Source organism: Vibrio mexicanus (assembly GCF_001012815.1).
Classification (GTDB): domain Bacteria; phylum Pseudomonadota; class Gammaproteobacteria; order Enterobacterales; family Vibrionaceae; genus Vibrio; species Vibrio mexicanus.
Map to the genome: position 1 here is coordinate 121,532 of NZ_JYJP01000116.1, position 23,457 is coordinate 144,988.

Sequence of the window (23,457 nt, forward strand, 5' to 3'; positions counted from 1 at the left end):
TAGCATTAAAGTAAATATGACAGAGCAAAATACAGAATCTAAATTTCAAGAGTTTCGGAACTCTCTTAAGGCTGAGCAGTTTAATAGCATTGATTTTCTAAAAGCTAAAGCCGAGCAAATTGAAAGCAGTGACCCACTTCTTGCTAAGCGCATTTTGCAGCGTGTAAATAGTTTAGATAAGCAAGCGATGAATAAAAAAACGGAAGAGAGGTTCCAGAGTCTTCGTGAAGCTTTATCCGCTCAAGAATTCAACAGCACTGATTTTTTAGAATCGAAAGCAAAGAGCTTGAAACCGTCGGACCCTCTTTTAGCCCAGCGGATATTGGTCAGAGTTAAGAATCTACAAGAGAACCAAAAGAAAAAGTCTGTTAGTGAAGGCCTAGAGCTTAAAATAGAGAGAAAACCTTCACAAGATGGGGGTGGATTAACTCTCAAGTCCAATCAAGCTTCTTCTAGCAATGAAGAGCTCCTTCAAGTTGAGAGTCGACCTTATATAAAAATGCAGAAATGGATTAGCGCTAATTTATTTTTGATTTTAGTCGTATTGCCTACTGTTATTTTTGCCCTTTACCAAAACTTTTGGGCGTCAGATCGATACGATAGTCAAGCTCAAGTAATTGTCCAACAGCCAGATGGCATGGCGACGATGGATACATCAATGGCACTGCTTACAGGTTTGGGTGTAGGAAGTGCGGCGGTTTCAGATACGGAACTAGTAAAAGCTATATTTACTCTAACGATATGTTGACCTACCTAGATTCAGAGATTGATCTTCGAGCGCATTATAGCCAAGAGAGTATTGACTACTTTTCTAAGGTTCATGATTCAGACACCCGAGAAGACTTTGCCAAATTCTATGCAAAACATGTCGCGGTTTATATCGATAGCAAATCGAACGTCGTGCATATCAATGCTCAAGGGTTTTCACCTGATTACGCACAGAAGCTTGCCAGTACAATTGTGGATCGTGCCGAATGGTACATAAACTCAATAGGGCATCAATTAGCACAGGCCCAACTCGACTTTATCAAGGGTGAGCATCAGTTAGTGGAAGATAAACTCGAGTTAGCACAAGCTCATTTATTGCACTTTCAACAAAAGTATAACTTGCTAGATCCAACCGCGGAAGGGATGGCAATGCAGCAAATTGCTTACACATTGGAAGGGCAAATATCAGTTAAAGAGGCAGAGCTTAAAGGGCTGAAAGGCGTAATGAGTACTCGGGCGCCTCAAGTGATTGCAGTTCAAAATGAGCTCGATGCATTGCGTCAGCAGTTAGCGAACGAAAGGAACAAGCTTTCTCAAGATAACGCACAAAATATTCCAGTAAGTGAAATATTGGCACGTTACGCAAATTTAAAAATAAAAATGGAACTCGCATTACAGGCTTACACTTCATCGCAAATTTCGTTAGAAAAGTCCCGTATAGAAGCTTATAGGCAATTGAAATATTTAGTTACAGTGGAAGAGGCTACTTTACCAGAAGACAACAAATACCCGAATGCATTTTACAATGTCACCCTTTTTGCCATTGTGGCTGCGATGCTGTTTGCAATTGGTAGAATCATATTCTTGGTGATCAAAGAATTGAAATAGTTACTCCAACAAATATTAGTCGAAAGATAAAAGATAAAAGATAAAAGATAAAAGATAAAAGAGACACGGAATGAAAAATACTTCAGTTGGACTAAATCCCCAAAATCGAAAAGGTATAATATTGGCAGGTGGTTCAGGCACTCGACTTTACCCGCTTACCAAAGTTGTTAGTAAGCAGTTAATGTCGGTTTATGATAAGCCGATGATTTATTACCCAATCTCTAATTTAATGATGGCGGGTATTACGGAAATTTTGGTCATTGCAACCCCAGAAGAGATACACCGCTTTCAGCGCTTATTGGGAGACGGTTCAGATTGGGGAGTGCGATTCGAATATGTGGTGCAACCTTCACCTGATGGTTTAGCGCAAGCCTTTATTTTGGCCGAAGAGTTTTTGGCTGGTTCACCAGCAGCACTGATTCTTGGTGATAATCTTTTTTACGGGCATGACTTGGCGATTTCTTTACGCAATGCAAATGCACAAAAGCAAGGAGCACCGTGTTTGGTTACCATGTTTCAAACCCTAGATCTTATGGCGTCGTGGAATTTGATGAAGAAGGTACAGCAATATCAATCGAAGAGAAACCTCAGCAACCAAAATCAAACTATGCAGTGCCAGGGTTGTATTTCTTTGATAATAACGTGGTTCAGTACGCTAAAAATGTAAAGCCTTCAGCACGTGGCGAGTTAGAAATTACAGATGTGATAGATCAATACTTAAAGGCGTCTACGTTAAAAGTGGAAGTGATGGGACGAGGAACAGCTTGGTTAGATACAGGTACCTTAGATGATCTTCTCGATGCCGCCGTTTTTATTCGCGCAATTGAAAAGCGCCAAGGCTTAAAAGTAAGCTGCCCAGAGGAGATAGCTTATCGAATGGGCTATATTGATTCAGCACAATTAAGAGATATTGCGGTACCTTTGGTGAAATCTGGATATGGAAAATATCTACTGGATCTATTGGACCACAAAGTATTTTGAACCTTGAACCTTGAACCTTGAAGCAGTTTTATGAAATTTATCGAAACAAGCATTCCAGACGTAAAAATCATCGAACCCCAAGTATTTGGTGATGAACGCGGCTTTTTTATGGAAACCTTCCGAACTAGCCTATTTAAAGAAAATTGTGCAGACGTCGAGTTCGTGCAAGAAAACCACAGCAAATCGAGCAAAGGTATATTACGCGGTCTTCATTTCCAAACCGAGAACACGCAAGGCAAGCTTGTGCGAGTCACGAAAGGCGAAGTATTTGATGTAGCGGTGGATATGCGAGAAAGTTCCCCAACGTTTGGTCAATGGGTCGGTGTGTACTTATCTGCTGAAAACAAACGTCAGCTTTGGGTGCCTGCAGGTTTTGCACATGGGTTTTACGTGACGTCTAACGAAGCGGAATTCGTGTACAAATGTACAGATTACTATAACCCATCTGCAGATGTATCAGTTAAGTGGAACGATGCTGACATTGCTATAGACTGGCCGCTATCTGAGCCCCCGAAACTGTCAGAGAAAGATGAAGCGGGTGTCAGCTTTAAGGAAGCTCCAAAGTTCTGATGTCCCCCACTTTTATGTTTCGGTCGTGTCTCACGGACATGAACAGTTAATTTCAAAGCTAAACTCACTCGCTAAGTTACAAAAGCACAGACAAGTGACAGTATTGTGCCGAGATAACTTACAGAGTGAAGCTTTGCGATCTTATTGCTCTCAATATAGCGTTAGCTATCAAGCAAGCGGCAGCCCGCAAGGCTTTTCAGCCAACAATAATGCTAATTACCTTTGGGCGCAAAGTTTAGGCATGAGTTCCTCAGATTACTTTGTATTATTGAATCCTGACGTTGATATCGATATCGAAGCCATTGAACAGTTGATTACACAATGTGTGAAGCAAGATCTTTCTTTGGTGACAATAAACCTGTTCATCAATAAGAAGAGGACAGTTTTTGATGATAATTTGCGTCGTTACCCAACGCTTTTAACATTTTTCAAAAATTACTGCTTGAAAGATAGAAGCACTGTGTTGGACAAATCTAATCCAAGTAGTTTCGACGAGATAAATTATTGGGCAAGTGGTGCTTTTTTGATATTCAATGCAGATTTGTATGAGCAGCTCAATGGGCTAGACGAGAGTTATTTCTTGTATTGTGAAGATATCGATATATGTAAACGAGCGTTAAAACTTGGGCATAAACCGGTCTATTTGCATGAGGTTACGGCAATACATTATAGACGCTGCAAAAGTAGGAAGTTTCTTTCTAAAGAGTTTTTCTATCATGTTCATAGTGTCCTACTACTTACTATTGCAAAATGGGGAATGAGAAGTACCAAAAGCCGAATTCATACCTCTAGCAAATCAATCCGCGCGCTGACATTTGGTGACAAATCTGATGAAAGAGCATGAGCCGTCTGTAGACCTTTATGCGGTGGTTGTATGGTTCAATCCGAATAGTAAAACTATCGAGTTTTGGAATCAGCTTGCGATGCTATTACCGCTAGTGGTGGTGGATAATACCCCGAGTGTTAACAAGATTTACTCTAGCCGACAGATCGCCAATGCTAGGCTTTATATCGATAATGGAGACAACCTAGGGATTGCGAAGGCTCTGAACCAAGGGCTCGAGTTTGGTTTGAAAGGCAAAAGCGATCAAGAGTTAAAACGAACTTGGTGTATCCAGTTTGATCAAGATAGTCGTATTGAACACTCGGTACTCATGAAAATGAAAGAAGCCGCTGAAGCAGCATCGGAGAAAACAGCGGCTATTGCCCCTTCGTACTATGAAACCAATGTGGGGCGAGTTGCGCCAGCGATAAGGGTAAAACCATTTCATATAGTAAAAATAACGCCTATCGGTGAGCGGCCTATATTAGCAAGCTATGTGATTAGCTCTGGCTGTGTTATTAACCTCTATGCAGCCAACGTAATTGGGTTACATGATGAGTCGCTGTTTATCGATTTTGTCGATATAGAGTGGGGGCTGAGAGCTTCAAGCCTTGGCTTTAAAATATGGCTATTGCCAACCGTAAAGATGACCCACTGCCTAGGGGACAACCCCGTTAAGCTGGGTAATGTAAAGCTGCCCAATCACTCTCCAATACGCCATTATTACTATTTTAGAAACGTCTTATTAATGGTTCGAAAGCCTTTTGTGCCAATTTCATGGAAGGTAGTCGAACTGGCTAAATTACCTGTTAGGTTCATTATTTACGCTTTGTTCACCAAGTGTAAGACACAACAGATAAAGTCGATGTTTAATGGCTTCATTGACGGGGTAAAAGGTAAAAGCGGAAAATTCATTAGTACAAATTAATATTTAGTAGCGTTCGTTTTAATCAGGAAAATTCCAAGTAGGTTAAGGGATAAATGAAGATAATAATTACAGGAAAAGGCGGGCAGTTGGCTTGGGAGTTGGAACAAACGACTCCTGAAGGAATTCAAGTAATCGACTTTAATGCTCTAGAATTAGACATCACAGATAAAAATGCGGTACATGCTGTGTTGAAACAGCATGAGCCTGATGTTGTTATCAACGCAGCTGCCTATACGGCAGTAGACAAAGCTGAAACTGATGAGCTTGCTTACAAGGTAAATCGAGATGGAAGCGAGTACTTAGCGATTGCAAGCAAAGAGTTAAATGCGAAACTAATCCATGTTTCTACCGACTTTGTGTTTGATGGCACTAAAACCACGCCTTACCTAGTTAACGACATTCCAAGCCCTATCAATGCCTATGGGGATTCCAAGCTCCATGGTGACCTTAAGATTTCTGAAATTTTAGGCAACCAAGCAACGATTATTCGAACTGCGTGGGTATATTCTGTCAATGGCAATAACTTCGTGAAAACCATGCTGCGCTTGATGGCCGAAAAAGACCAGCTTAGCATTGTGTATGATCAAGTTGGTACACCAACATGGGCGAAAGGCCTAGCCAAGATGATTTGGAGCTTGGTAGAGAAACAAGATAAAAGAGGAAAGTCAAAAGAAGAGCAAGTCCAGTCACTTGGTGAAGCAGAGGTGCTTCACTGGACTGATGCAGGTGTCGCTTCTTGGTACGACTTTGCAGTCGCAATTCAAGAGTTAGCCTTAGATAAAGGTATGCTAGATAAGTCCATCCCAATTAGGCCAATCCCAGCAAGCAACTACCCAACCCCTGCCAAACGCCCAAGTTTCAGTGTGATTGATAAAGCCACGACAGAAGAGTTTTGTGGTATCGAAACAATCCACTGGCGCAAGCAATTATCAAACATGCTGGATGAATTGAAGATAAAAGATAAAAGATAAAAGATACGAGATATGAGGTGAAGGCCTATTTTCTTTCGTAAAGCGGTAAGAATAATTCAGTTACTTGACAGTTATCTATCGTAAATACACTAAAAAAGCATCTAGCATCTAGCATCTAGCATCTAGCATCTAGCATCTAGCATCTAGCATCTAGCATCTAGCATCTAGCATCTAGCATCTAAATTAAACTTAAAAAAATAAAAGAAAACTATGACCCAACGTAATTTATTAGTAACAGGCGGCGCGGGCTTTATTGGCGCAAACTACGTACATTATTGGTTAGAGCAATACCCGAACGATAAAATGGTAGTGCTAGACGCGCTAACCTATGCAGGTAATGAGGCGAATTTAGACCCGGTAAAAAGCAATCCAAACTTCGTATTCGCCCATGGCGACATTTGCGATACAGAATTGGTTGAGACATTGCTGAAAGAGCATAAACTGGACACTATTGTGCACTTTGCAGCGGAGTCCCATGTAGATCGATCAATTACAGGGCCAGATGCCTTTATTGAAACGAACATTTTAGGCACTTACAGCCTACTAAAGGCAGCAAAGAAAGTATGGATTGATGAGCCTAAATCTGAAGGAAGATCACCATTACCGCATCGCTTCCACCACGTTTCGACCGATGAAGTGTATGGAACATTGGAACCTAACGATCCAGCATTCACAGAAGAAACGGCATATGCGCCTAACTCGCCTTATTCGGCTTCTAAAGCTGCATCGGATCATTTAGTACGTGCTTACCATCACACTTACGGTTTAGAGGTAACAACCTCTAACTGCTCGAACAACTATGGCCCTTATCATTTCCCAGAAAAGTTGATTCCATTAATTATCACCAATATTTTATTTAACAAGCCTCTACCAATTTATGGTGATGGCCAGCAAATTCGTGATTGGTTATATGTAACAGACCATGCTCGCGGTATTGATCTTGTGTTAAACAAAGGTCGCTTAGGGGAAAACTACAATATTGGTGGCCACAATGAATGGGCAAATATCGATATTGTGAAAGTAGTGTGCAAGTTGATGAATGAATACTTTACTGGCACTTTGAATATAGCATCTGGCATCTCACATCAAGATCTCATTTCTAAGTACCCTGAAGCAGCCTTGGCGAGCGCTGGTAGGAGCGAAGAGCTTATTACTTATGTGACAGATCGTGCAGGCCATGATAGACGCTACGCTATTGATGCGACGAAAACAAATGAGGAGCTAGGATACAAGCCTTTGGAATCTTTCGAAACAGGGATAAAGAAGACTGTTGAATGGTATTTAGCAAATGAAGCGTGGTGGAAAGGAGTAATTTAACATGTGGAAAGGTGATAGCACTAGGGAGCCAATTTATGTTACTAAGCCTCTTAAACCAAATCTCGAACATCTAAGCAAGGGATTGAATGATATTTACTCTAGGGGAATATTAACAAACAGCGGACCGCTCAATAATGAACTTGAGTTTTGCTTGAATAAAAGGCTCGGTGGTGAGGAGTTCCTACTATTCAATAATGGAACTATAGCGTTGATGGCTGCTATTGCTGCTCTTGAACTTCCTGAAAAAAGTGAAATTATTACAACTCCTTTCACATTTGCAGCTACTGTACACGCAATAACCTCGTTGGGTTATAAACCAGTTTTTGCTGATATTACTCCAGAAAGTATGACTATTTGTCCAAATAGCATCGAAAGGCTAATTACAGACAAAACATCATGTATTTTGGGGGTTCATGTTTATGGCAACCCTTGTGATGTCGTCAAAATTGATCTAATCGCTAAGAAATACAAACTTTTTACCATTTATGATGCAGCGCATGCGTTCGATACCAAAATTAATGGTTTACCAATTTCTCGCTATGGTGATGCTACAATGTTTTCATTTCATGCGACTAAACTATTTAATACAGTGGAAGGTGGAGGCCTTGCATTAAATTGCAAGATGATAGCCAATCGTGTTAGAAACTATCGAAATTTTGGTATTACGGGTGAAGAAAGTGTAACTTCTGTAGGCATCAATGGAAAAATGAGTGAAGTACATGCTTTAGTTGGGTTGCTTAATATTGAAGAGTTAGATCTCGAGGTTAGTGCTAGAAAGAAAATTAGGAGCATATACGATGAAGCTTTTTTGAGTAGTGAACTTATAGTTACTCCTGAAATAGAAAGCCATGTTAATAGCTCTCAACAATACTATCCAATTCGAATAAAAAAATATCGTGATTTAGTTTACAATGAGTTAAAAAAATCAAATGTTTTTTCGAGAAAATATTTCTACCCTCTCTGCTCTGATTATGACTGCTATAAAAATAGTGGTATTCGTCAAGATGAGCTAACCAATTCAAAATGGGCTTCGAGTGAAGTTTTATGTTTACCATTTTACGGTGAACTTAGCGAGATGGATGCTAGATATATATCAAGCTGTATTTTGGAGATTATAGAGAATGCAGAGTAGTAAAAAATCTTGTGCTTTAATGCAGCCTTATTTTTTTCCTTACATAGGATATTTTGATCTTATATATAAGTCAGATGTATTTGTGTTCTATGATGATGCGAAATTTTCAAAAAATGGATGGTACAATAGAAATAGAGTACTTTCAAATCACAAAGATTGGGACTATATTACAGTGTCTGTCTTGAAGTCAGGGTTAAATACTGAAATAAATGATATTGTTTTAGCCAATAAAGATCGAGATCTAAAAAAAATTTTAGGAAAGCTTCAGGTTTACTCTAAGCTTTCAAGTAATTATAAAGATGTAAAAGAACTTGTCGAGCGTACTTTTGAGCTAAGTGATAATACGTTGTCAAGTTTATCTAAAAATTCAATAATAGAATGTATGAACTATTTAGGTCTTCGTGCTGACATTATAAGTTCATCAGATTTAGACTATGATAAGTCCAGATCTCCAGAAGAAAAGGTTCTCGAAATATGTAAGTCTGTAGATGCAGAAGAGTATATAAATCTTCCAGGAGGAAAATTACTATATTCACCAGATCGATTTAGACAAGAGAATATATCATTGTCATTTACTAATGAGATTAAAACTAGGTATGAAACTCAAGCTTTTGAGTTCCAAGAGTCATTGTCTATTATTGATGTATTGATGTGGAATTCAAAGGATAAAGTAAAGGAAATTATAAAGGAAAGAACTGAGAATGAATAAAAAATATAATGTATTAGTTTTCCCTGCTGGAGAAATTAATGCGTCTGAAATACATACGGCTCTTTCTAGTCAAGTCAATATCGAAATATTTGGGGCTTCCTCGGTATCTAGAAATGGACCATATATTTTCAAAAACTACAGAACTGGTCTTCCATTTATAAGTGATGATGAGTTTATATCTTGCTTTAATGATCTAATTGATGAGTGGAATATTGATATCGTTATTCCTACACATGATTCCGTAGTAGAGTTTTTCTCTAACAATCAAGATGCTTTTAACTGTCTAACACTATCTCCAAATGAACATACAGCGAATATATGTAGAGATAAATTGGATACATATCTCTTGTTTGAGGATGAGTCTTTTTGTCCGAAATTTTTCCAAAGTTTGGAGGTGCTGAATTCCAGTCGCTGTAATGAACTATTCTTAAAACCACGCAGAGGCCAGGGTTCGAAAGGAGCGAAATTTATAACCAAAGTTCAGGCTCTTAGCGAAAATATTGATTTTTCCGAATATGTTATTTGCGAGTACCTAGAAGGCGAAGAGCTCACTATTGACTGTTTTACCAATTATGCAGATCAGTTGCTGGGTGTTTTCCCTCGGACTCGTGCCAGAATTTTAGGTGGTGTGTCTGTTTCTGGAAAAACACTGGAAGCAGATAAAGAAATTATGAGCATTGCAGATACTATAAATAGGAAGCTTAAGTTTAATGGCATGTGGTATTTTCAAGTTAGAAAAGACTTCAATGGAAAATGGAAACTGCTAGAAATATCTGCACGGGCTGCTGGAGCTCAATGCATTACGAGAGCACGTGGCGTGAATCTCCCTCTACTAAGTATATATAATGCATTTAAAATAGATGTTAATGTTATTGGAAATGATAGTGTTATTCATGTGGAGAGAAGTTTCGTAAATAAATATCAAACGGATATCAAGTACGATACTGTATTTATCGACTTTGATGATACGATAACTAAAGATAGAAGAGTTAATCCGTCAATAATCTCACTCGTATATCAGTTTAAAAATAACAACAAGAAAGTGCACTTGATAACCAGACATGAAGGTTCGATTGAAGATACTTTGAAAGATCTATGTATAGACTTTAGATTATTTGACAGTATTATTCACCTTAAAAATCGAGAGAAAAAGTCAGATTATATCACGACAGACAGAACGATTTTTATCGATAATGCTTTTGTTGAAAGGAAAGAGGTCAAAGAGTCATTGGGTATTCCTGTATTTGATGTAGATACTACGGAGGTTCTATTAGAATGGAGATCGTAGTTAAACGTTTATTCTGTTTCGCTTCTTATCATGAAGATAATTCTATCAGTGAAGCTGACTTTGAATTTATGGAATCTCTCAGTAAATACGGAGATATTTATTTATATTCGGATAATTCTAGCCTTAATTCTAAGGACATAGAGCGAGCCTTAAGTATATGTAAGGACGCTACGTTTTCTAATCATGGAGAATATGACTTTGGATCTTGGAAGAGGATGATTTCAAGTATATCTAATGATGATTTAGAATTATACGATGAGCTATATATAGTGAATAATTCGGTATATTTAGTCAATGAATTAACTAAGTTTATAGATGGATTCAGTGATAGCAGTCATGACATTCTAGCGCCATGTTTACTCGATGAACATTATTCAGGTTCACGAATGCATTTCCAGGATTACTTCGCTAATTTTGATGCTCTTTCTGAAAGCGCGATGCTTCCGAGTTTTTTTCTAGGTTTCAAATTAAAAGCCTTTTTAACTTCTCCAATTTTTCCATTGTTTGAGTCTGTAAAGAAAGAGAAGAATAGGCTCGATGTGTGCTATAAATATGAAAGGGAGCTGTCTAGAATAATATTCAGATTGAACTTTAGTATTATGTATATGTATGAGTTTGTAAATGCTAATTCTTTTGTGTATACATCAAAGATCTTCCCTATTATAAAAAATGGTTTTCCATTCTTTAAGAAGAAGCTTGCACTGGCTGAATATTACCCAGTACTCTTTCTTGCTGAACAAGTAGTTGGGATTAGGGATAATTGCTCTGGTGTTGTTTACAATGAGTTGAAGGAGGTCTTAAAAAAATACCATGGTTTAGAGATCTTTACTAAATATGAAGACTCAAACACCATACCAATATTGAATGAAAGTCCTCCTCTTGGACTAAAGGAAAAAATATTTAAGAAATTGGGGCGGTCTAAAGGTAATAATAACAGAAATCCTCATCAGATAAGTAAAAGTTATCTTAGCCCTAGTTTTTATCTGGATAACAATTTAGATGTCTATCAAAATGGGTGTGATCCACTTGAACACTTTTCTATTTATGGAAAAAATGAAGGCCGGCAGCCTAATCCTTGGATAAACCGTAGATCATTCGAATACGTAGTAGGTAGTTCTAACTTTAGTGATTTATGGAATGGAAATTTAGCTAAATCACAAATAGACAGTTACGAAGATTACATTTCTAAACAACTAGACGTTGTTGATGGAGTCTACAAAGCCAGTGACTTATATATATTCTTTAATGTTGCTAAAGATGTTATCGGTGGAGGCATGCTTTCTATAAATAGATTTCTTAAGCATACTGATAGTTATTTTAAAGATAGTTTGGATTCGAAATCAAAAGTCTGCTTATCTGGCCTGCCGCTTGCTAATCCAGCTATAGACTATTCAAAGTTCGAGTCACATCTTCCTATGGTCGAGTTCGACTACTTGGTTGAAGGGACAGACCCAAAATTAGCAACAATTTTCTTACCTGAATGCTTTGCAGTTGATTTCTTTAATGATTTATCGAATAGACAAAAGAAGTGGCTGATAAAGCGAAAGGTAAAAGTTGTGATCATGAATCAAAACAATGATCTCATGCCAACAAAAGATGAGCTTTTTTCGACTGAGATTAACAAGATAGCGACAGAAGTCATTATCACGACTGCTCACAAGTCATATTGTAATCAGAGGGAGGCCAGTAAATATACTCTGCCTATAAAGCAACTGACTCCATTTCTACCTGAGATGAATAAAACTTCGCTCAGAGAAAAAAATAAAGTGATCATGTGCTCGCCAGACGTTCTGCGTGATGATGTAGATGGGATTACAAGTAATACAGTTTTCAGCTTACTGAAGGAAAGTTTACCAGATTACAAAGTCATTATTGTACGTGATATGACCCTAGAGAAGTATCTTGAACTCGCTTCAAATTGCGCTTTCTCAATCACATTTGGCGAAGGTATGGATGGCTACTTTATTGAGCCAGTGTTAGCTGGTGCAGTATCTTTCGCTGTATTTAATAATTCATTCTTTCCTCCAGAATTCGAGTGTAGTTCTACAGTTTATAGCAGTTGGAAAAGCTTATTACAGAATATTGTCAATCAAATTAGAGCTCTTGAATCTGATGAGTCGATGTATGAAAGAGTTTCTTTAGAACTGTCAGATAAACTAGGAAGAAATTATAGTAATAAGAAGAGCACTGAAGAACTACGCGACTTTCTTTCTGGGGAACTAGACTATTATCCAAATGCCTATTTGAAAGAGTATGATAACTACAGTAACGAGAAGAGAATTCTAGAAAGCCAATTCAATTTTTCACACTCCAATATTAGCGATGGGCTAGTGCTGAGTAAGACAAACGATAATATTGTAATACAGCACAGAGGTGGAACCTACTATAAGACGCTCTTGGATACTTATTCCAATAGGGTATGGGAAATTCCAAAGGGTTACTTAGAACCTGGCTATCGAATGATTTTTGTAGGTTCTGGCTATGGTGTTTCTCCAATTATTTTGGCTAAGCAAGTAACGCCCAGTAGTATTGTTTGTTTCGAATCAGCGTATCCGACTGCCATATTATGCAAGGAGAACTTAGCCTTCAATTTACCAGACGTTACCTCAATTACTAATAGTGTTAAGATAGCTAAGAAGTGTAAAAGCTATACTAGTACTTATTTTCCTGACGTTTCATCGGAATTTGATCCTATTGATGATTCATTAATAGCATCACAGAATGAGCGTTCAAACTTTCAACCAACAAAAATCAATTGCTATTCTGCGGACTTGGAGTTTCTATCTTCTAATTGTATTAAAGGTGAAATGAATGTCTTGGTAATTAATGATATTGATGACTTTAGTGCTTTCGATGATAGGGAGAAGCTATTAAAATTCTCGAAAATAGTAATTCTAGTTTCTGGAATGAATGAATTCCCATTACATTTATTGTCTGATTTTAAATTGTTTTCCAAGCAAAGTGATAATAATTATACTATATATTTTTACAGTAGGAGTTTTGATCCTCTAGCAGGAGCTGTACTATAATGAAGGAAATTGGGGGTTATTTCGGCATAGAATTGTCCCAGTATAGACGCGAGTATCATACAGGTTCGGCTAGATATAATACATTTAGATCGGCCCTCTGTGACTTACTAGCGAACAGTAACTACAGTGAAATCTATATGCCGTATTTCAACTGTCCTGATGTCGAAGAAAAGATAAGAATTGAGTTTCCTGAATTAGTTATAATAAATTATGAAGTTGATAATAATCTTGAGCCTATCAATAGTGACGGAAGTAAATTAGATTGGCGTTTGTTAGATCAAAGATCTTTATTTTATTATGTTAATTACTTTGGTCTAAAGTCTAATTTTATTGAAAGTGAGTTAGATAATTGCTTGATCGATAATGCGCACTCTTTTTTTTCTAAACCAGTTAAAAATAATCATACAATATATAGTGCTCGGAAATTCTTTGGTGTTCCCGATGGTGCCTATTTGTCAACGTCTTTGAAGCTTAGCGATGACTTAGATGAACATGACTGTCGCAATGCTTTTTCACATTTGCTTGGTCGGCAAGCTATCAACGCACGTAAGTATTATCACAAGTACATGGAAAACGAAAAAACTTTGGCTCATGCTAATGTTAGGAGTATGTCGAAGTTATCTCAAACAATATTGTCGAGTATAGATTATGAACTAGTCCGCTCTAAAAGGGTTGATAATTTTTATTACCTCCATTCTAAGCTCGAGCCAATTAATTTGTTGTCTGATTTAATTTCAGACTCTTGTCATTCATTAAACTTCTCACCTTTATCTTATCCTTTGTTATTGAAAGGAAAAGGTGAAATTATTAGAAAATTCTTAATTGATAATGGCATTTATGTTCCGTCATTATGGCGTCGTTTCATCGAAAGAGATGAACCAAGGTGTGAATTTAAGAACATTATCCATATACCTATTGATCAGCGGTATTGCCTCAAAGATATGAAGCAAGTGCTTGGTGTTTTAAAGAGTGTAATAAAAGAGATATAAACAATGAACATAGCAATTAAACAAATGAAGACTCTTACAGTCTTTCGAGCGACTTACTTGGAGAAAGTGGTTCAAAATAACAACTATAATCTAATTTCGGGAGGTACTCCTCGAGGTGGTACTTCAATATTGGGTTTGTTGATGAAGTACTTTGAGTTTGAGATGGGGAAAGTGCATCCAACCGTGTATGAGGATCTTGACTTTCATGGTGTTGAAGTTGCTAATTGGCCGGAATTAGTAAAAAGAAAGTGTAAGGAGATGCCAGGGTGGTCAGTTAAAATGCCAATTGCAACAAGTTGCTTAAGTGCATTTGAGCAGTCTTGCCCTATGCCTGTGTTTTTAATAATAATTAGAAACCCGTTTTCTGTGAGTAAATCTCTTATTAAGCACGACCCTGAATACTCTAGTGATGAAGCTTCATATATCAAAGGAATGAGAGAGGCGTTAGTAAATTACAATAACTTTATTTCAGAGTTGAGTTCTTTATCCAGTCCTTACATTATAGTTGAGCATGAAAAAATCATGAACAGCCCAAAATGTTTTGTAAGTGAACTTGTGGAAGTTTTGAATATCAAGGTGGACGATGAGAAAATTGCCCAGGCAGTGAGTTTGATTTCTAGGCCGGGTTATAAGTCTATTAATTAAAGAGAGTGATTTTTGAATGAAAGATGAGATTTTTGCTTGGCTTGGTGCACAAAAAATGGAAATATATGGTTATATTCTCAGTTATTTAAGTTAGATGCTGTGGTCTTTGGTTTTGTTAAGAAATGCTATGTTTTTGATTGGATTTTTCGGGGTTTTATCCAGGCTTTAGGAATGAAGTGCCCTCTTCTACATCGGAGAAAATAAACTCATCAAAGGTTCAATTGAGTGAAGGTAATATAAAGTTTTTCAAGCGTTTTTCTTTTATAGATAACACGGGCATTATTTAGATTACTTTGACTAACTACAATTGTCTCAGGAAAAATTAGAATAGTTGGTGTTATTGCGCCATCTTATTCGATGCTTGATGCTTGATGCTTGATGCTTGATGCTTGATGCTTGATGCTTGATGTACTTGCACGTATAAGAGGAGGGTTTGAGATGCAAGACTCTGATATTAAGGTGCTTTTCAATAAAGACTCTGTCTTGCAGGTTTGGTAGCATATAAAACTGACTGGAATGAAGTCGTGCAGAGTGAACTGTTTAAAGGGATAGCTCTCTTTATAAAGGTTCCTATAATTTTATACTTGGATAGTCTTGTGATGATGTTAAAGGTATTTGGTCAGGTTATAAGTGTTTTAATAATTTATCCTATTGATGTCTTCATTTTTTTGGTATTTTCTTATGATTTATAACTTCGGTTCTGCTATTTTTTTGGCGGTTTTTTCAACTGGTTAAGCTTTTTTTTCAACTGGTTAAGCGGTTTGTTCCTTTATTTTTCGTTAATAAGCTCCGTAGGTCTGCATCTTTCGTAGGTTTCTATCAAAGATATATTTCACTATCCCAGGATTCTAATAGACTCAAATATTATGTTTCCGTTAAAAAAAGTAACAGTACTTGTCTATCCCTTTTACCTCTAGTAGAAGGGCCAATAATCTCAATTATTGTCCCTGTTTACCAACCATCAAAATTACACTTCCAGTCGATGGTTGAGTCTGTGCTGTCACAATCTTATAAGCGTTGGCAGTTAATTTTAGTTGATGATGCTTCTAATTGTGTAGAACTAACAGAACTACTCTCAGAATATCATCAGGATAGGCGTATTGATGTGATTTTACGGGATTCGAACGGGCATATATCTGCGGCCTCAAATTCTGGTTTAGTCGCAGCTAAAGGTGAGTTTGTAGCGCTACTCGATCACGACGATCTGTTGCATAAAGATGCTTTGAAGGTTGTAGCACATTCCATTCATTTTAATCCCGATGGTAAGGTATTTTATAGCGATGAGGATAAAGTGTTGGAAGACGGCACTTTCAATCACCCGCACTACAAGCCTAAGTGGAATCGTGATTTGCTTTATTCCCACAATTACATCTGCCATTTAGGCGTGTACAAAGCTGAACTATTGCGAGAAATAGGTGGTTTTCGAATTGGGGTAGAGGGCAGTCAAGATTACGATTTAGTGCTTCGCGCCGTCGAAAAGTGTACGGATGATCAAATAATACATATCCCTTATGTTCTTTACAGTTGGCGCATGGCGCAAGGTTCTACTGCGCTTGCTGCGGATGAGAAAAATTATACTCATCAAGCTGGCTTGAAGGCTTTACAAGATTACTTTAATAGCAGTAAACGATATGAAGGTCAGGATATTAGAGTTAGTGATGGTTTGTTGGACAATGCGTATCGTGTTCACTGGCCTTTACCTTCTCAAATCCCTTTAGTCTCTATCATTATTCCGACAAGAAATGCCAAAGGTTTAGTTGAACAGTGTATATCTTCTATTGAGTCCTTATCCTCTTACTCGAACTATGAGATTGTGTTAGTTGATAATCAGTCAGATGACCCAGAGGCATTGAGTTATTTTGAGAAGCTAAATCGGAAATCGAATGTTCGAGTTTTGAAATATGATCAACCGTTCAACTACTCAGCAATCAATAATTATGCGGTGAAACATGCAAACGGTGAAGTGCTTATTTTGCTTAACAATGATATAGAGATATTAACACCTGATTGGTTAGAAGAGATGGTGAGCCATGCACTAAGGAAGGATATTGGATGCGTAGGCGCCAAATTATATTACCCAACGCAGATTCAGCATGCTGGTGTAGTGACAGGTATCGGTGGGGTAGCAGGCCACGCACATAAGTATTTTGCCAAAGAACATGCTGGCTATTTTAAAAGGCTGATGATCGCACAAAATTATTCAGCGGTTACCGCTGCCTGCTTAGCTGTTCGAAAGTCAGTATTTGAACAGGTCGGTGGTTTAAATGAAAGTGACTTAACGGTAGCCTTTAATGATGTGGATTTCTGTTTAAGGGTGCAAGAACTGGGTTACCGTAACCTTTGGACCCCATATGTCGAAATGATTCATCATGAGTCAATTAGCCGCGGCCATGAAGACACCCCTGAAAAGCAAGCTCGCTTCAATTCTGAAGTCAGTTACATGAAAACCCGTTGGGGTGAGCAGTTAAACCAAGATCCTTGTTATAGCCCTTGGCTAACGTTAGTTAAAGAAGATTTTACATTTAAATGAGCAGTAAACGAGTTGTAATTCATGTAGGGCCTGGGAAAACGGGCTCTTCGGCTATTCAAGCGTGGTTAAATACAAACCGAGATATGCTTGAGGAGCATGGTATTATGTACCCAAAGCACAAACTGGGTAGTAACACCATTAGTTCTGGGCATATTGATCATGCTTTGAAAAACGTTAACGGGAAATGGGAGTGTGATAGCGAAAAGATCAACCAATTGCTGGGCAAATTTTACGAATCATCTGCCCATACTTTGCTGTTGTCTTCCGAATATTTTTTCCACAGTATAACGGAGTTTCTGAAGCTTATTCCGAATGCAGAATTCATCCTCTACATCAGAAATCCAGTGGAGCTATTGGAGTCGGGTTATAACCAGAGTGTTAAAAGGCATTCAAACATAGCATGCTTTGTACCACCCGAAAGGTTAGAGCATTTTGTCTGGCCCTATTTAGATAAGTTAGTATCCCTGCATACAGCGAAGCCTTTTATTTTCAGACCTTATCACTCGGATTTATTCGAAGGGGGCTCAATTGTTTCCGATCTTTTGTCGGCTCTGGGCATTTCTTATTCCCACCAACCAAAGCAAGTGAACGCTTCCTATACTTTTCCTGCTCTTGAGTACAAAAGGCTACTCAATTACTTTTTCATAGAGAAGTATGAGTCAGAGCTGGATGCCCTTTTGCAAACCTATACTCAAGGGGAGAGCCGTTATTCTCTGATGAAAAAAGAAAGCCTAGAGTCTTTGAATGGTCAGAATGTCGATTTGATGGCTAATTTTATCACCAAGCATCACCTGAATCACTTAGAGCCTCTCATGGCGCTTTTTAAGCAAAAGAACGACAAGCCTTTGCTTGAACAACAAAAGATTAAATTAACGGATCTTGTTGCCGTTGATGATTTTGTCCGTACTAAGTCCCCTAAGCTTCACACTATGTTAAAGGCAAAAGTCGGCAAGCATCGCAACTTATTTATTGACAATGATATTATATACAGCGTTTTTCATTTAGAACCAGATATGAGCAATCATACTGCTCCTAGCGAGCTGGTCGATGTTGCAAATAAGTTTACCGTTCACCCTAGTAAGCGCGGAAAAATCATGTTTGAACTAGCCAACATGTATTTTGAAAAAGAGTGTTTAGAACTGGCTATTAGGCACGCCTCTGCTTCGCTTCACTTTAATCCCATAACCTAATTTTAGGGGCTGGCGAATAAAATTATGGTTAAACTCAACGAGCGAGATTCAGCGCTTAGACGTCACCCAAAATCCAGTGATCAAGTTTTGGGTAGAGTTGCTCATAAACTAAAGTTTGCTTGGAATAAGTTTAGCGACGCCAAATAAGCGTTGCTGCCGTAAGGTGCTGGTAAGCGTTTATTAACAGGGATGGTCATAATTTTTCCGTGAAGAACAGTTTTATCAACTATCAAACATTAATTTTTTCGTACTCAAGAATTTCTGGAGAGTAAAAGTGAAAGTACTAGTAACAGGTGGAATGGGCTATATCGGTAGCCATACTTGTGTTCAAATGATTGAAGCAGGGCTTGAGCCAGTGATCGTTGATAACCTGTGCAACTCTAATCAAGAAGTACTCAACCGCATAGAAGCCATTACTGGTAAAAAGCCGAGCTTCCATATGGGGGATATTCGTGAACAAGCGTTTCTTGATTCTGTTTTTCAACAGCACTCGATTGATGCGGTGATTCATTTTGCGGGCCTGAAAGCGGTTGGTGAATCGGTTGCAAAGCCACTTGAGTATTACGACAACAATGTTAATGGCACGTTGGTCCTTGCGCGTGCAATGCGTAAAGCATGTGTGAAAAGTATGGTATTTAGTTCGTCTGCGACGGTTTATGGTGATCCAGAAATTGTGCCTATTACTGAAGACTCTCCAACGGGTGCGACAGCTAACCCATATGGTCGCAGTAAGTATATGGTGGAAGAATGTCTAAGTGATCTGTTTAACGCAGAAAAAGACTGGAGCATTACACTACTCCGTTACTTCAACCCGGTTGGGGCGCATCCATCAGGTACCATGGGAGAAGACCCGCAAGGTATTCCAAACAATTTGATGCCATTTATTGCACAAGTAGCAATAGGTCGCCGCGAAAAACTGGCGGTATTTGGCAACGACTATCCAACACCCGATGGCACAGGTGTACGCGACTATATCCATGTCATGGACTTAGCGGATGGTCATATTGCTGCGTTGAAATCAGTGGGTGAAAAAGCAGGGCTACATATATACAACTTAGGTACAGGCCAAGGTTCGAGTGTTTTAGAAATGGTGAAAGCATTTGGTACGGCTTGTGGCAAACCAGTGCCTTATGAGTTGTGTCCTCGCCGCCCTGGTGACGTCGCGGCATACTGGGCGAATACAGAAAAAGCGGAGCGCGAGTTGGGTTGGAAAGCAACACGCAGTATTTCAGACATGACGGCCGATACTTGGAACTGGCAGTCTAATAACCCGCAGGATATTAATTTTCATAGTGTCTGAGGTGATTTTGTCCAAGATTGGCCTAGGTTAAAAAGTGAGTTGATATAAGATTCGATATGAAAATCCTTCATCACGGAGCCGTCAACGGCGTAACGGGATCATGCCATCAACTTGTTATTGATGAGCAGAATAGCTTATTGGTTGATTGTGGCCTGTTCCAAGGCGCTGAAACAACAGGCCGTGATGAAGATGATCTTCTGTCCATCGAATTTGATGTTTCTACTGTCCAAGCTTTGTTAGTTACGCATTGTCATATAGATCATGTCGGGCGTATCCCATATTTGTTAGCGGCTGGCTTTAGTGGGCCAATTATAGCAACTGAAGCTACCGCCGCGTTGTTACCAATGGTCATTGAAGATGCGTTAAAGGTGGGCGTTACACGCAACCGTTCAATCATTGAAGCATGTTTGTCTAGATTAAATGAGCAGTTGGTGCCTGTACCTTACAAGCAATGGATGAACGTAGATCTTTTAGGGCATTCGACGTCTAAGGTTAGGTTTCAACCTGCGGGGCATATTCTAGGTTCTGCTTACATCGAGATTGATGTCCAAGCCTATAAACACCCTGTTCAGCGCGTCGTATTTTCGGGTGATTTAGGGGCCACCTATTCACCACTTCTTGCTTCCCCAAAAAGCCCGTACAAGGCAGACATTGTTGTTTTAGAAAGCACCTATGGTGACAAAAACCATCAAGGCCGCCGAGAGCGCGTAAAAAGTTTAGAGGCCGTGCTGTCAAAAGCGGTTTCTGATAACGGAGTTGTGATCATACCCGCCTTCAGTATTGGTCGAACCCAAGAGTTACTCTACGAGTTAGAGCAAATTGTTTCTCGCTCCAAAAATGACAAGCTCAATGATATTGAAGTGATCGTTGATTCGCCCATGGCGGCGAAATTCACCGAATACTATCGGCAGTTTCAAGCGCTGTGGGACTCTGAAGCTAAGAAAGTGGTCAGGCAAGGGCGTCAGCCGCTAAATTTTGAAAGCTTGTACACGGTCGACTCTCATCAAGAACACCTTCAAACCATTGAGTACTTAGCCAAACGCAACAAACCCGCCATTGTGATTGCCGCCAGCGGGATGTGCAGTGGTGGGCGCGTGGTTAACTATTTAAAACGTTTTCTCACAGAGTCGACTGCAGATGTATTGTTTGTTGGTTATCAAGCTAAAGGAACGCTAGGCCGCGACATTCAAAAGTATGGGCCGCGTGGCGGTTATGTGTTTATTGAAGGTGAAAGGTTGATGTAAATGCAGGGGTGTATACCATTTCAGGTTACTCTGCTCATGCCGATCAAACCAACCTAGTGAACTTCGTTAAACGCATACGTCATAAACCTGAAACAGTGATACTAGTTCATGGAGACGAGCGAGCGAAACTGGCGCTAAAAGAAAGGATGGAAGCCCTAGGTATTTTCGCTTTAGTTGGCACATAATTAGCAATAAAGCTGAGCAATAAAACTAGGGTCTTTACTTATTGCGAAGGTAAGTCATCATGCTTAGCATCTAGCATCTAGCATCTAGCATCTAGCATCTAGCATCTAGCATCTAGCATCTTATTAAGGAATAGCCATGAAGCCAGAAGTGATAGTTCAAGCCCTTAATGAAGTTGTTGGCACTGAAAACATAGTTATTAGTTACCTTTTTGGTTCTTTTGCTACGGGCCGTAACCATCAAAACAGTGATATTGATATCGCTTTTCTCCCTACTATCCCCATGAGTGATATTCAAATTTGGGACTTTAAGCAGTCACTTTCACAGCATTTGCAGCACGAAGTGGATTTAGTCAACTTAATGACTTGCAATACGGTTCTTAGAATGCAGATTGCAACTGAAGGTAAAAAGTTACTGGGAAATGGGTTCGATTTTGATAAGTTCGAAGTAGAAACCTATCGTATGTACCAAGATTTGCAGATGTCCCGAGCTGGCAATATTGAATCATTTAAATCTCGTTGGCAAAGTAACCCAGAGTCAAAACTATAAAAGCAGGTAGTCGTGCAATGGATGATGTCATTCTCAATAAAATCTCTATTATTGACCGCTGTTTAAAACGAATAGCCGAAGAGTACAATGGAAACGAGGCTGAACTACTTAGTAATTATACCAAGCAAGATTCCGTTATCCTTAATTTACAAAGGTTATGTGAAGCCTCTATTGATATCGCAAATCGCTCGTTAAAGTTACACAATGGGCCTATCCCACAGAGCAGTCGCGATTCGTTCGAACAGCTAAGCCGAATGGGTTTGTTAAGCGCCTCACTAGCAAGCTCAATGCAAAAAATGGTGGGTTTGCGAAATATTGCCGTTCATGATTATCAGAACCTGAATTTAGATATCGTTATATCCGTACTAAACCATCACTTAGGTGATTTTAGGTTATTCGGTCAAGAGGTTATGAGTAGTTGCTAATCGGGAACAAGAAGCGCGAAACAGGAGCACTGTTAGTACAAATAAAGTTTGCCATCTAGAAGGCTGGAACTATTTTACTCGAATCTCGAATCTCGAATCTCGAATCTCGAATCTCGAATCTCGAATCTCGAATCTCGAATCTCGAACCTCGAACCTCGAACCTCGAACCTTGAACCTTGAACCTCGAACCTCGAACCTTAAACCTTAAACCTTAAACCTTAAACCTACACCTCAATGATAGAACTAAAAGATCTAACTAAATATTACCCTTCCGATCTTGGGCATCAGTATGTTTTCCAAGATATCAATTTTGTGTTCCCCAAAGATAGGAATGTCGCACTGCTTGGGTCTAATGGCGCGGGTAAGTCTACGCTGTTTCGAATCATTGCCGGCAGCGAGTACCCAAATACAGGAAAGGTGATAACAGACAAGGCCATCTCTTGGCCAGTGGCGCTGGCAACGGGTATCCATCCGCAAATGACTGGGCGAGAAAATACCCGTTTTATTGGACGAGTTAATGGGGTGGCAGATCTGGATGAGTATGAAGAGAAGGTAAAAAACTTTGCCGAGTTAGGCATTAAATACGACCTACCAGTAAAAAGTTACTCAAGTGGTATGCGTTCTCGCCTTGCTTTTGGCTGCTGTGTGGCCATTGACTTTGATATTTACTTAATCGATGAGGCGACTTCAGTGGGTGACCAGAAGTTCCGCAAGAAAGCAAAGCAAGCGTTATTAGATAAAAGTAAATCGGCTAACGTGATTATGGTTAGCCATGATATAAAAGAAATTCGTGAGTTCTGTGACAGTGCCATCATCCTGCATAAAGGTGAACTTGCGTATTATGATAATCTCGAACAAGCGCTTGAGGTGTATAAGCAGCTTTAGAGTCTAGGTGCAAGGGCGCTTCGCTCAAGATAAAAGGGACAAGAGACAAGATAAAAGGTGCAACGTGGCAACGCTTAAGCATCTTCTCAACTATATTCCTTGAACCTTGAACCTTGAACCTTGAACCTTGAACCTTGAACCTGAGCTTAAATCTTTTAACTTTTAACTTTTAA

Annotated in this window: 21 protein-coding genes and 1 pseudogene; all 22 read left to right on the forward strand. The window is 39.0% G+C overall.

Annotated features, from left to right (window positions below):
• Window positions 1-16: 16 nt before the first annotated feature.
• The 22 genes and pseudogenes from UA76_RS24930 to UA76_RS18645 all read left to right on the forward strand — a co-directional run bounded on the left by UA76_RS24930 (window position 17) and on the right by UA76_RS18645 (window position 23,284).
• Window positions 17-748 carry a hypothetical protein gene (locus tag UA76_RS24930; RefSeq protein ID WP_238322351.1) on the forward strand — a complete coding sequence of 244 codons (732 nt, stop codon included), beginning with the start codon at window positions 17-19 and terminating at the stop codon, window positions 746-748.
• Between the two features lie 152 nt (window positions 749-900).
• Complete coding sequence (locus UA76_RS24935) at window positions 901-1,596, forward strand: KpsE/RkpR family capsule polysaccharide export protein (protein WP_238322352.1); 696 nt, start codon at window positions 901-903, stop codon at window positions 1,594-1,596.
• Window positions 1,597-1,666: 70 nt separating this feature from the next.
• Window positions 1,667-2,577: pseudogene (gene rfbA, locus UA76_RS18550) on the forward strand (glucose-1-phosphate thymidylyltransferase RfbA).
• A gap of 30 nt (window positions 2,578-2,607) precedes the next feature.
• Window positions 2,608-3,147 carry a dTDP-4-dehydrorhamnose 3,5-epimerase gene (gene rfbC, locus UA76_RS18555; protein WP_047049276.1) on the forward strand — a complete coding sequence of 180 codons (540 nt, stop codon included), beginning with the start codon at window positions 2,608-2,610 and terminating at the stop codon, window positions 3,145-3,147.
• 25 nt (window positions 3,148-3,172) lie between these two features.
• Window positions 3,173-3,991: a glycosyltransferase family protein gene (locus UA76_RS18560; RefSeq protein ID WP_157617680.1), complete on the forward strand. Its 819-nt coding sequence runs from the start codon at window positions 3,173-3,175 to the stop codon at window positions 3,989-3,991.
• Window positions 3,978-4,898 carry a glycosyltransferase family 2 protein gene (locus tag UA76_RS18565; RefSeq protein ID WP_047049279.1) on the forward strand — a complete coding sequence of 307 codons (921 nt, stop codon included), beginning with the start codon at window positions 3,978-3,980 and terminating at the stop codon, window positions 4,896-4,898. The genes UA76_RS18560 and UA76_RS18565 overlap by 14 nt, the downstream gene beginning before the upstream one ends.
• A 53-nt stretch (window positions 4,899-4,951) precedes the next feature.
• Window positions 4,952-5,869, forward strand: a complete 918-nt coding sequence (gene rfbD, locus UA76_RS18570) for a dTDP-4-dehydrorhamnose reductase (protein WP_047049281.1) — start codon at window positions 4,952-4,954, stop codon at window positions 5,867-5,869.
• Between the two features lie 210 nt (window positions 5,870-6,079).
• Window positions 6,080-7,186 (forward strand): dTDP-glucose 4,6-dehydratase, encoded by a 1,107-nt coding sequence (gene rfbB, locus UA76_RS18575; protein ID WP_047049284.1) that lies wholly within the window; start codon window positions 6,080-6,082, stop codon window positions 7,184-7,186.
• 1 nt (window position 7,187) lies between these two features.
• Entirely contained in the window at window positions 7,188-8,318 is a 1,131-nt protein-coding gene (locus UA76_RS18580) for a DegT/DnrJ/EryC1/StrS family aminotransferase (protein ID WP_047049287.1), read from the forward strand.
• Window positions 8,308-9,027: a WbqC family protein gene (locus tag UA76_RS18585; protein WP_047049290.1), complete on the forward strand. Its 720-nt coding sequence runs from the start codon at window positions 8,308-8,310 to the stop codon at window positions 9,025-9,027. Before UA76_RS18580 ends, UA76_RS18585 begins: the two co-directional genes overlap by 11 nt.
• Window positions 9,020-10,315 carry an ATP-grasp domain-containing protein gene (locus UA76_RS18590; RefSeq protein WP_047049292.1) on the forward strand — a complete coding sequence of 432 codons (1,296 nt, stop codon included), beginning with the start codon at window positions 9,020-9,022 and terminating at the stop codon, window positions 10,313-10,315. Before UA76_RS18585 ends, UA76_RS18590 begins: the two co-directional genes overlap by 8 nt.
• Window positions 10,303-13,344 carry a rhamnan synthesis F family protein gene (locus UA76_RS18595; protein WP_047049295.1) on the forward strand — a complete coding sequence of 1,014 codons (3,042 nt, stop codon included), beginning with the start codon at window positions 10,303-10,305 and terminating at the stop codon, window positions 13,342-13,344. Before UA76_RS18590 ends, UA76_RS18595 begins: the two co-directional genes overlap by 13 nt.
• Window positions 13,345-13,481: 137 nt before the next feature.
• Entirely contained in the window at window positions 13,482-14,333 is an 852-nt protein-coding gene (locus UA76_RS18600) for a hypothetical protein (protein WP_157617681.1), read from the forward strand.
• A 3-nt stretch (window positions 14,334-14,336) separates the two neighbouring features.
• Window positions 14,337-14,978, forward strand: a complete 642-nt coding sequence (locus UA76_RS18605) for a sulfotransferase family protein (protein WP_047049301.1) — start codon at window positions 14,337-14,339, stop codon at window positions 14,976-14,978.
• A 748-nt stretch (window positions 14,979-15,726) separates the two neighbouring features.
• On the forward strand, window positions 15,727-17,508 hold the full coding sequence (locus UA76_RS18615) for a glycosyltransferase family 2 protein (RefSeq protein ID WP_075202600.1): 1,782 nt from the start codon (window positions 15,727-15,729) through the stop codon (window positions 17,506-17,508).
• The gene (locus UA76_RS18620) at window positions 17,505-18,698 is read left to right on the forward strand and encodes a hypothetical protein (RefSeq protein WP_052772103.1); all 1,194 of its coding nucleotides are present in this window, start codon (window positions 17,505-17,507) and stop codon (window positions 18,696-18,698) included. The genes UA76_RS18615 and UA76_RS18620 overlap by 4 nt, the downstream gene beginning before the upstream one ends.
• A 274-nt stretch (window positions 18,699-18,972) precedes the next feature.
• On the forward strand, window positions 18,973-19,998 hold the full coding sequence (gene galE / locus UA76_RS18625) for a UDP-glucose 4-epimerase GalE (protein ID WP_047049307.1): 1,026 nt from the start codon (window positions 18,973-18,975) through the stop codon (window positions 19,996-19,998).
• Window positions 19,999-20,054: 56 nt separating this feature from the next.
• Entirely contained in the window at window positions 20,055-21,242 is a 1,188-nt protein-coding gene (locus UA76_RS18630; protein ID WP_238322353.1) for an MBL fold metallo-hydrolase, read from the forward strand.
• 8 nt (window positions 21,243-21,250) lie between these two features.
• Window positions 21,251-21,427 (forward strand): MBL fold metallo-hydrolase RNA specificity domain-containing protein, encoded by a 177-nt coding sequence (locus UA76_RS24940; protein WP_238322354.1) that lies wholly within the window; start codon window positions 21,251-21,253, stop codon window positions 21,425-21,427.
• Window positions 21,428-21,563: 136 nt separating this feature from the next.
• Window positions 21,564-21,974 carry a type VII toxin-antitoxin system MntA family adenylyltransferase antitoxin gene (gene mntA, locus UA76_RS18635; protein ID WP_052772104.1) on the forward strand — a complete coding sequence of 137 codons (411 nt, stop codon included), beginning with the start codon at window positions 21,564-21,566 and terminating at the stop codon, window positions 21,972-21,974.
• 17 nt (window positions 21,975-21,991) lie between these two features.
• The gene (hepT, locus tag UA76_RS18640; protein ID WP_047049310.1) at window positions 21,992-22,399 is read left to right on the forward strand and encodes a type VII toxin-antitoxin system HepT family RNase toxin; all 408 of its coding nucleotides are present in this window, start codon (window positions 21,992-21,994) and stop codon (window positions 22,397-22,399) included.
• A 234-nt stretch (window positions 22,400-22,633) separates the two neighbouring features.
• A complete protein-coding gene (locus tag UA76_RS18645; RefSeq protein WP_047049312.1) occupies window positions 22,634-23,284 on the forward strand; it encodes an ABC transporter ATP-binding protein in 651 nt (216 codons plus the stop codon).
• Window positions 23,285-23,457: the final 173 nt, after the last annotated feature.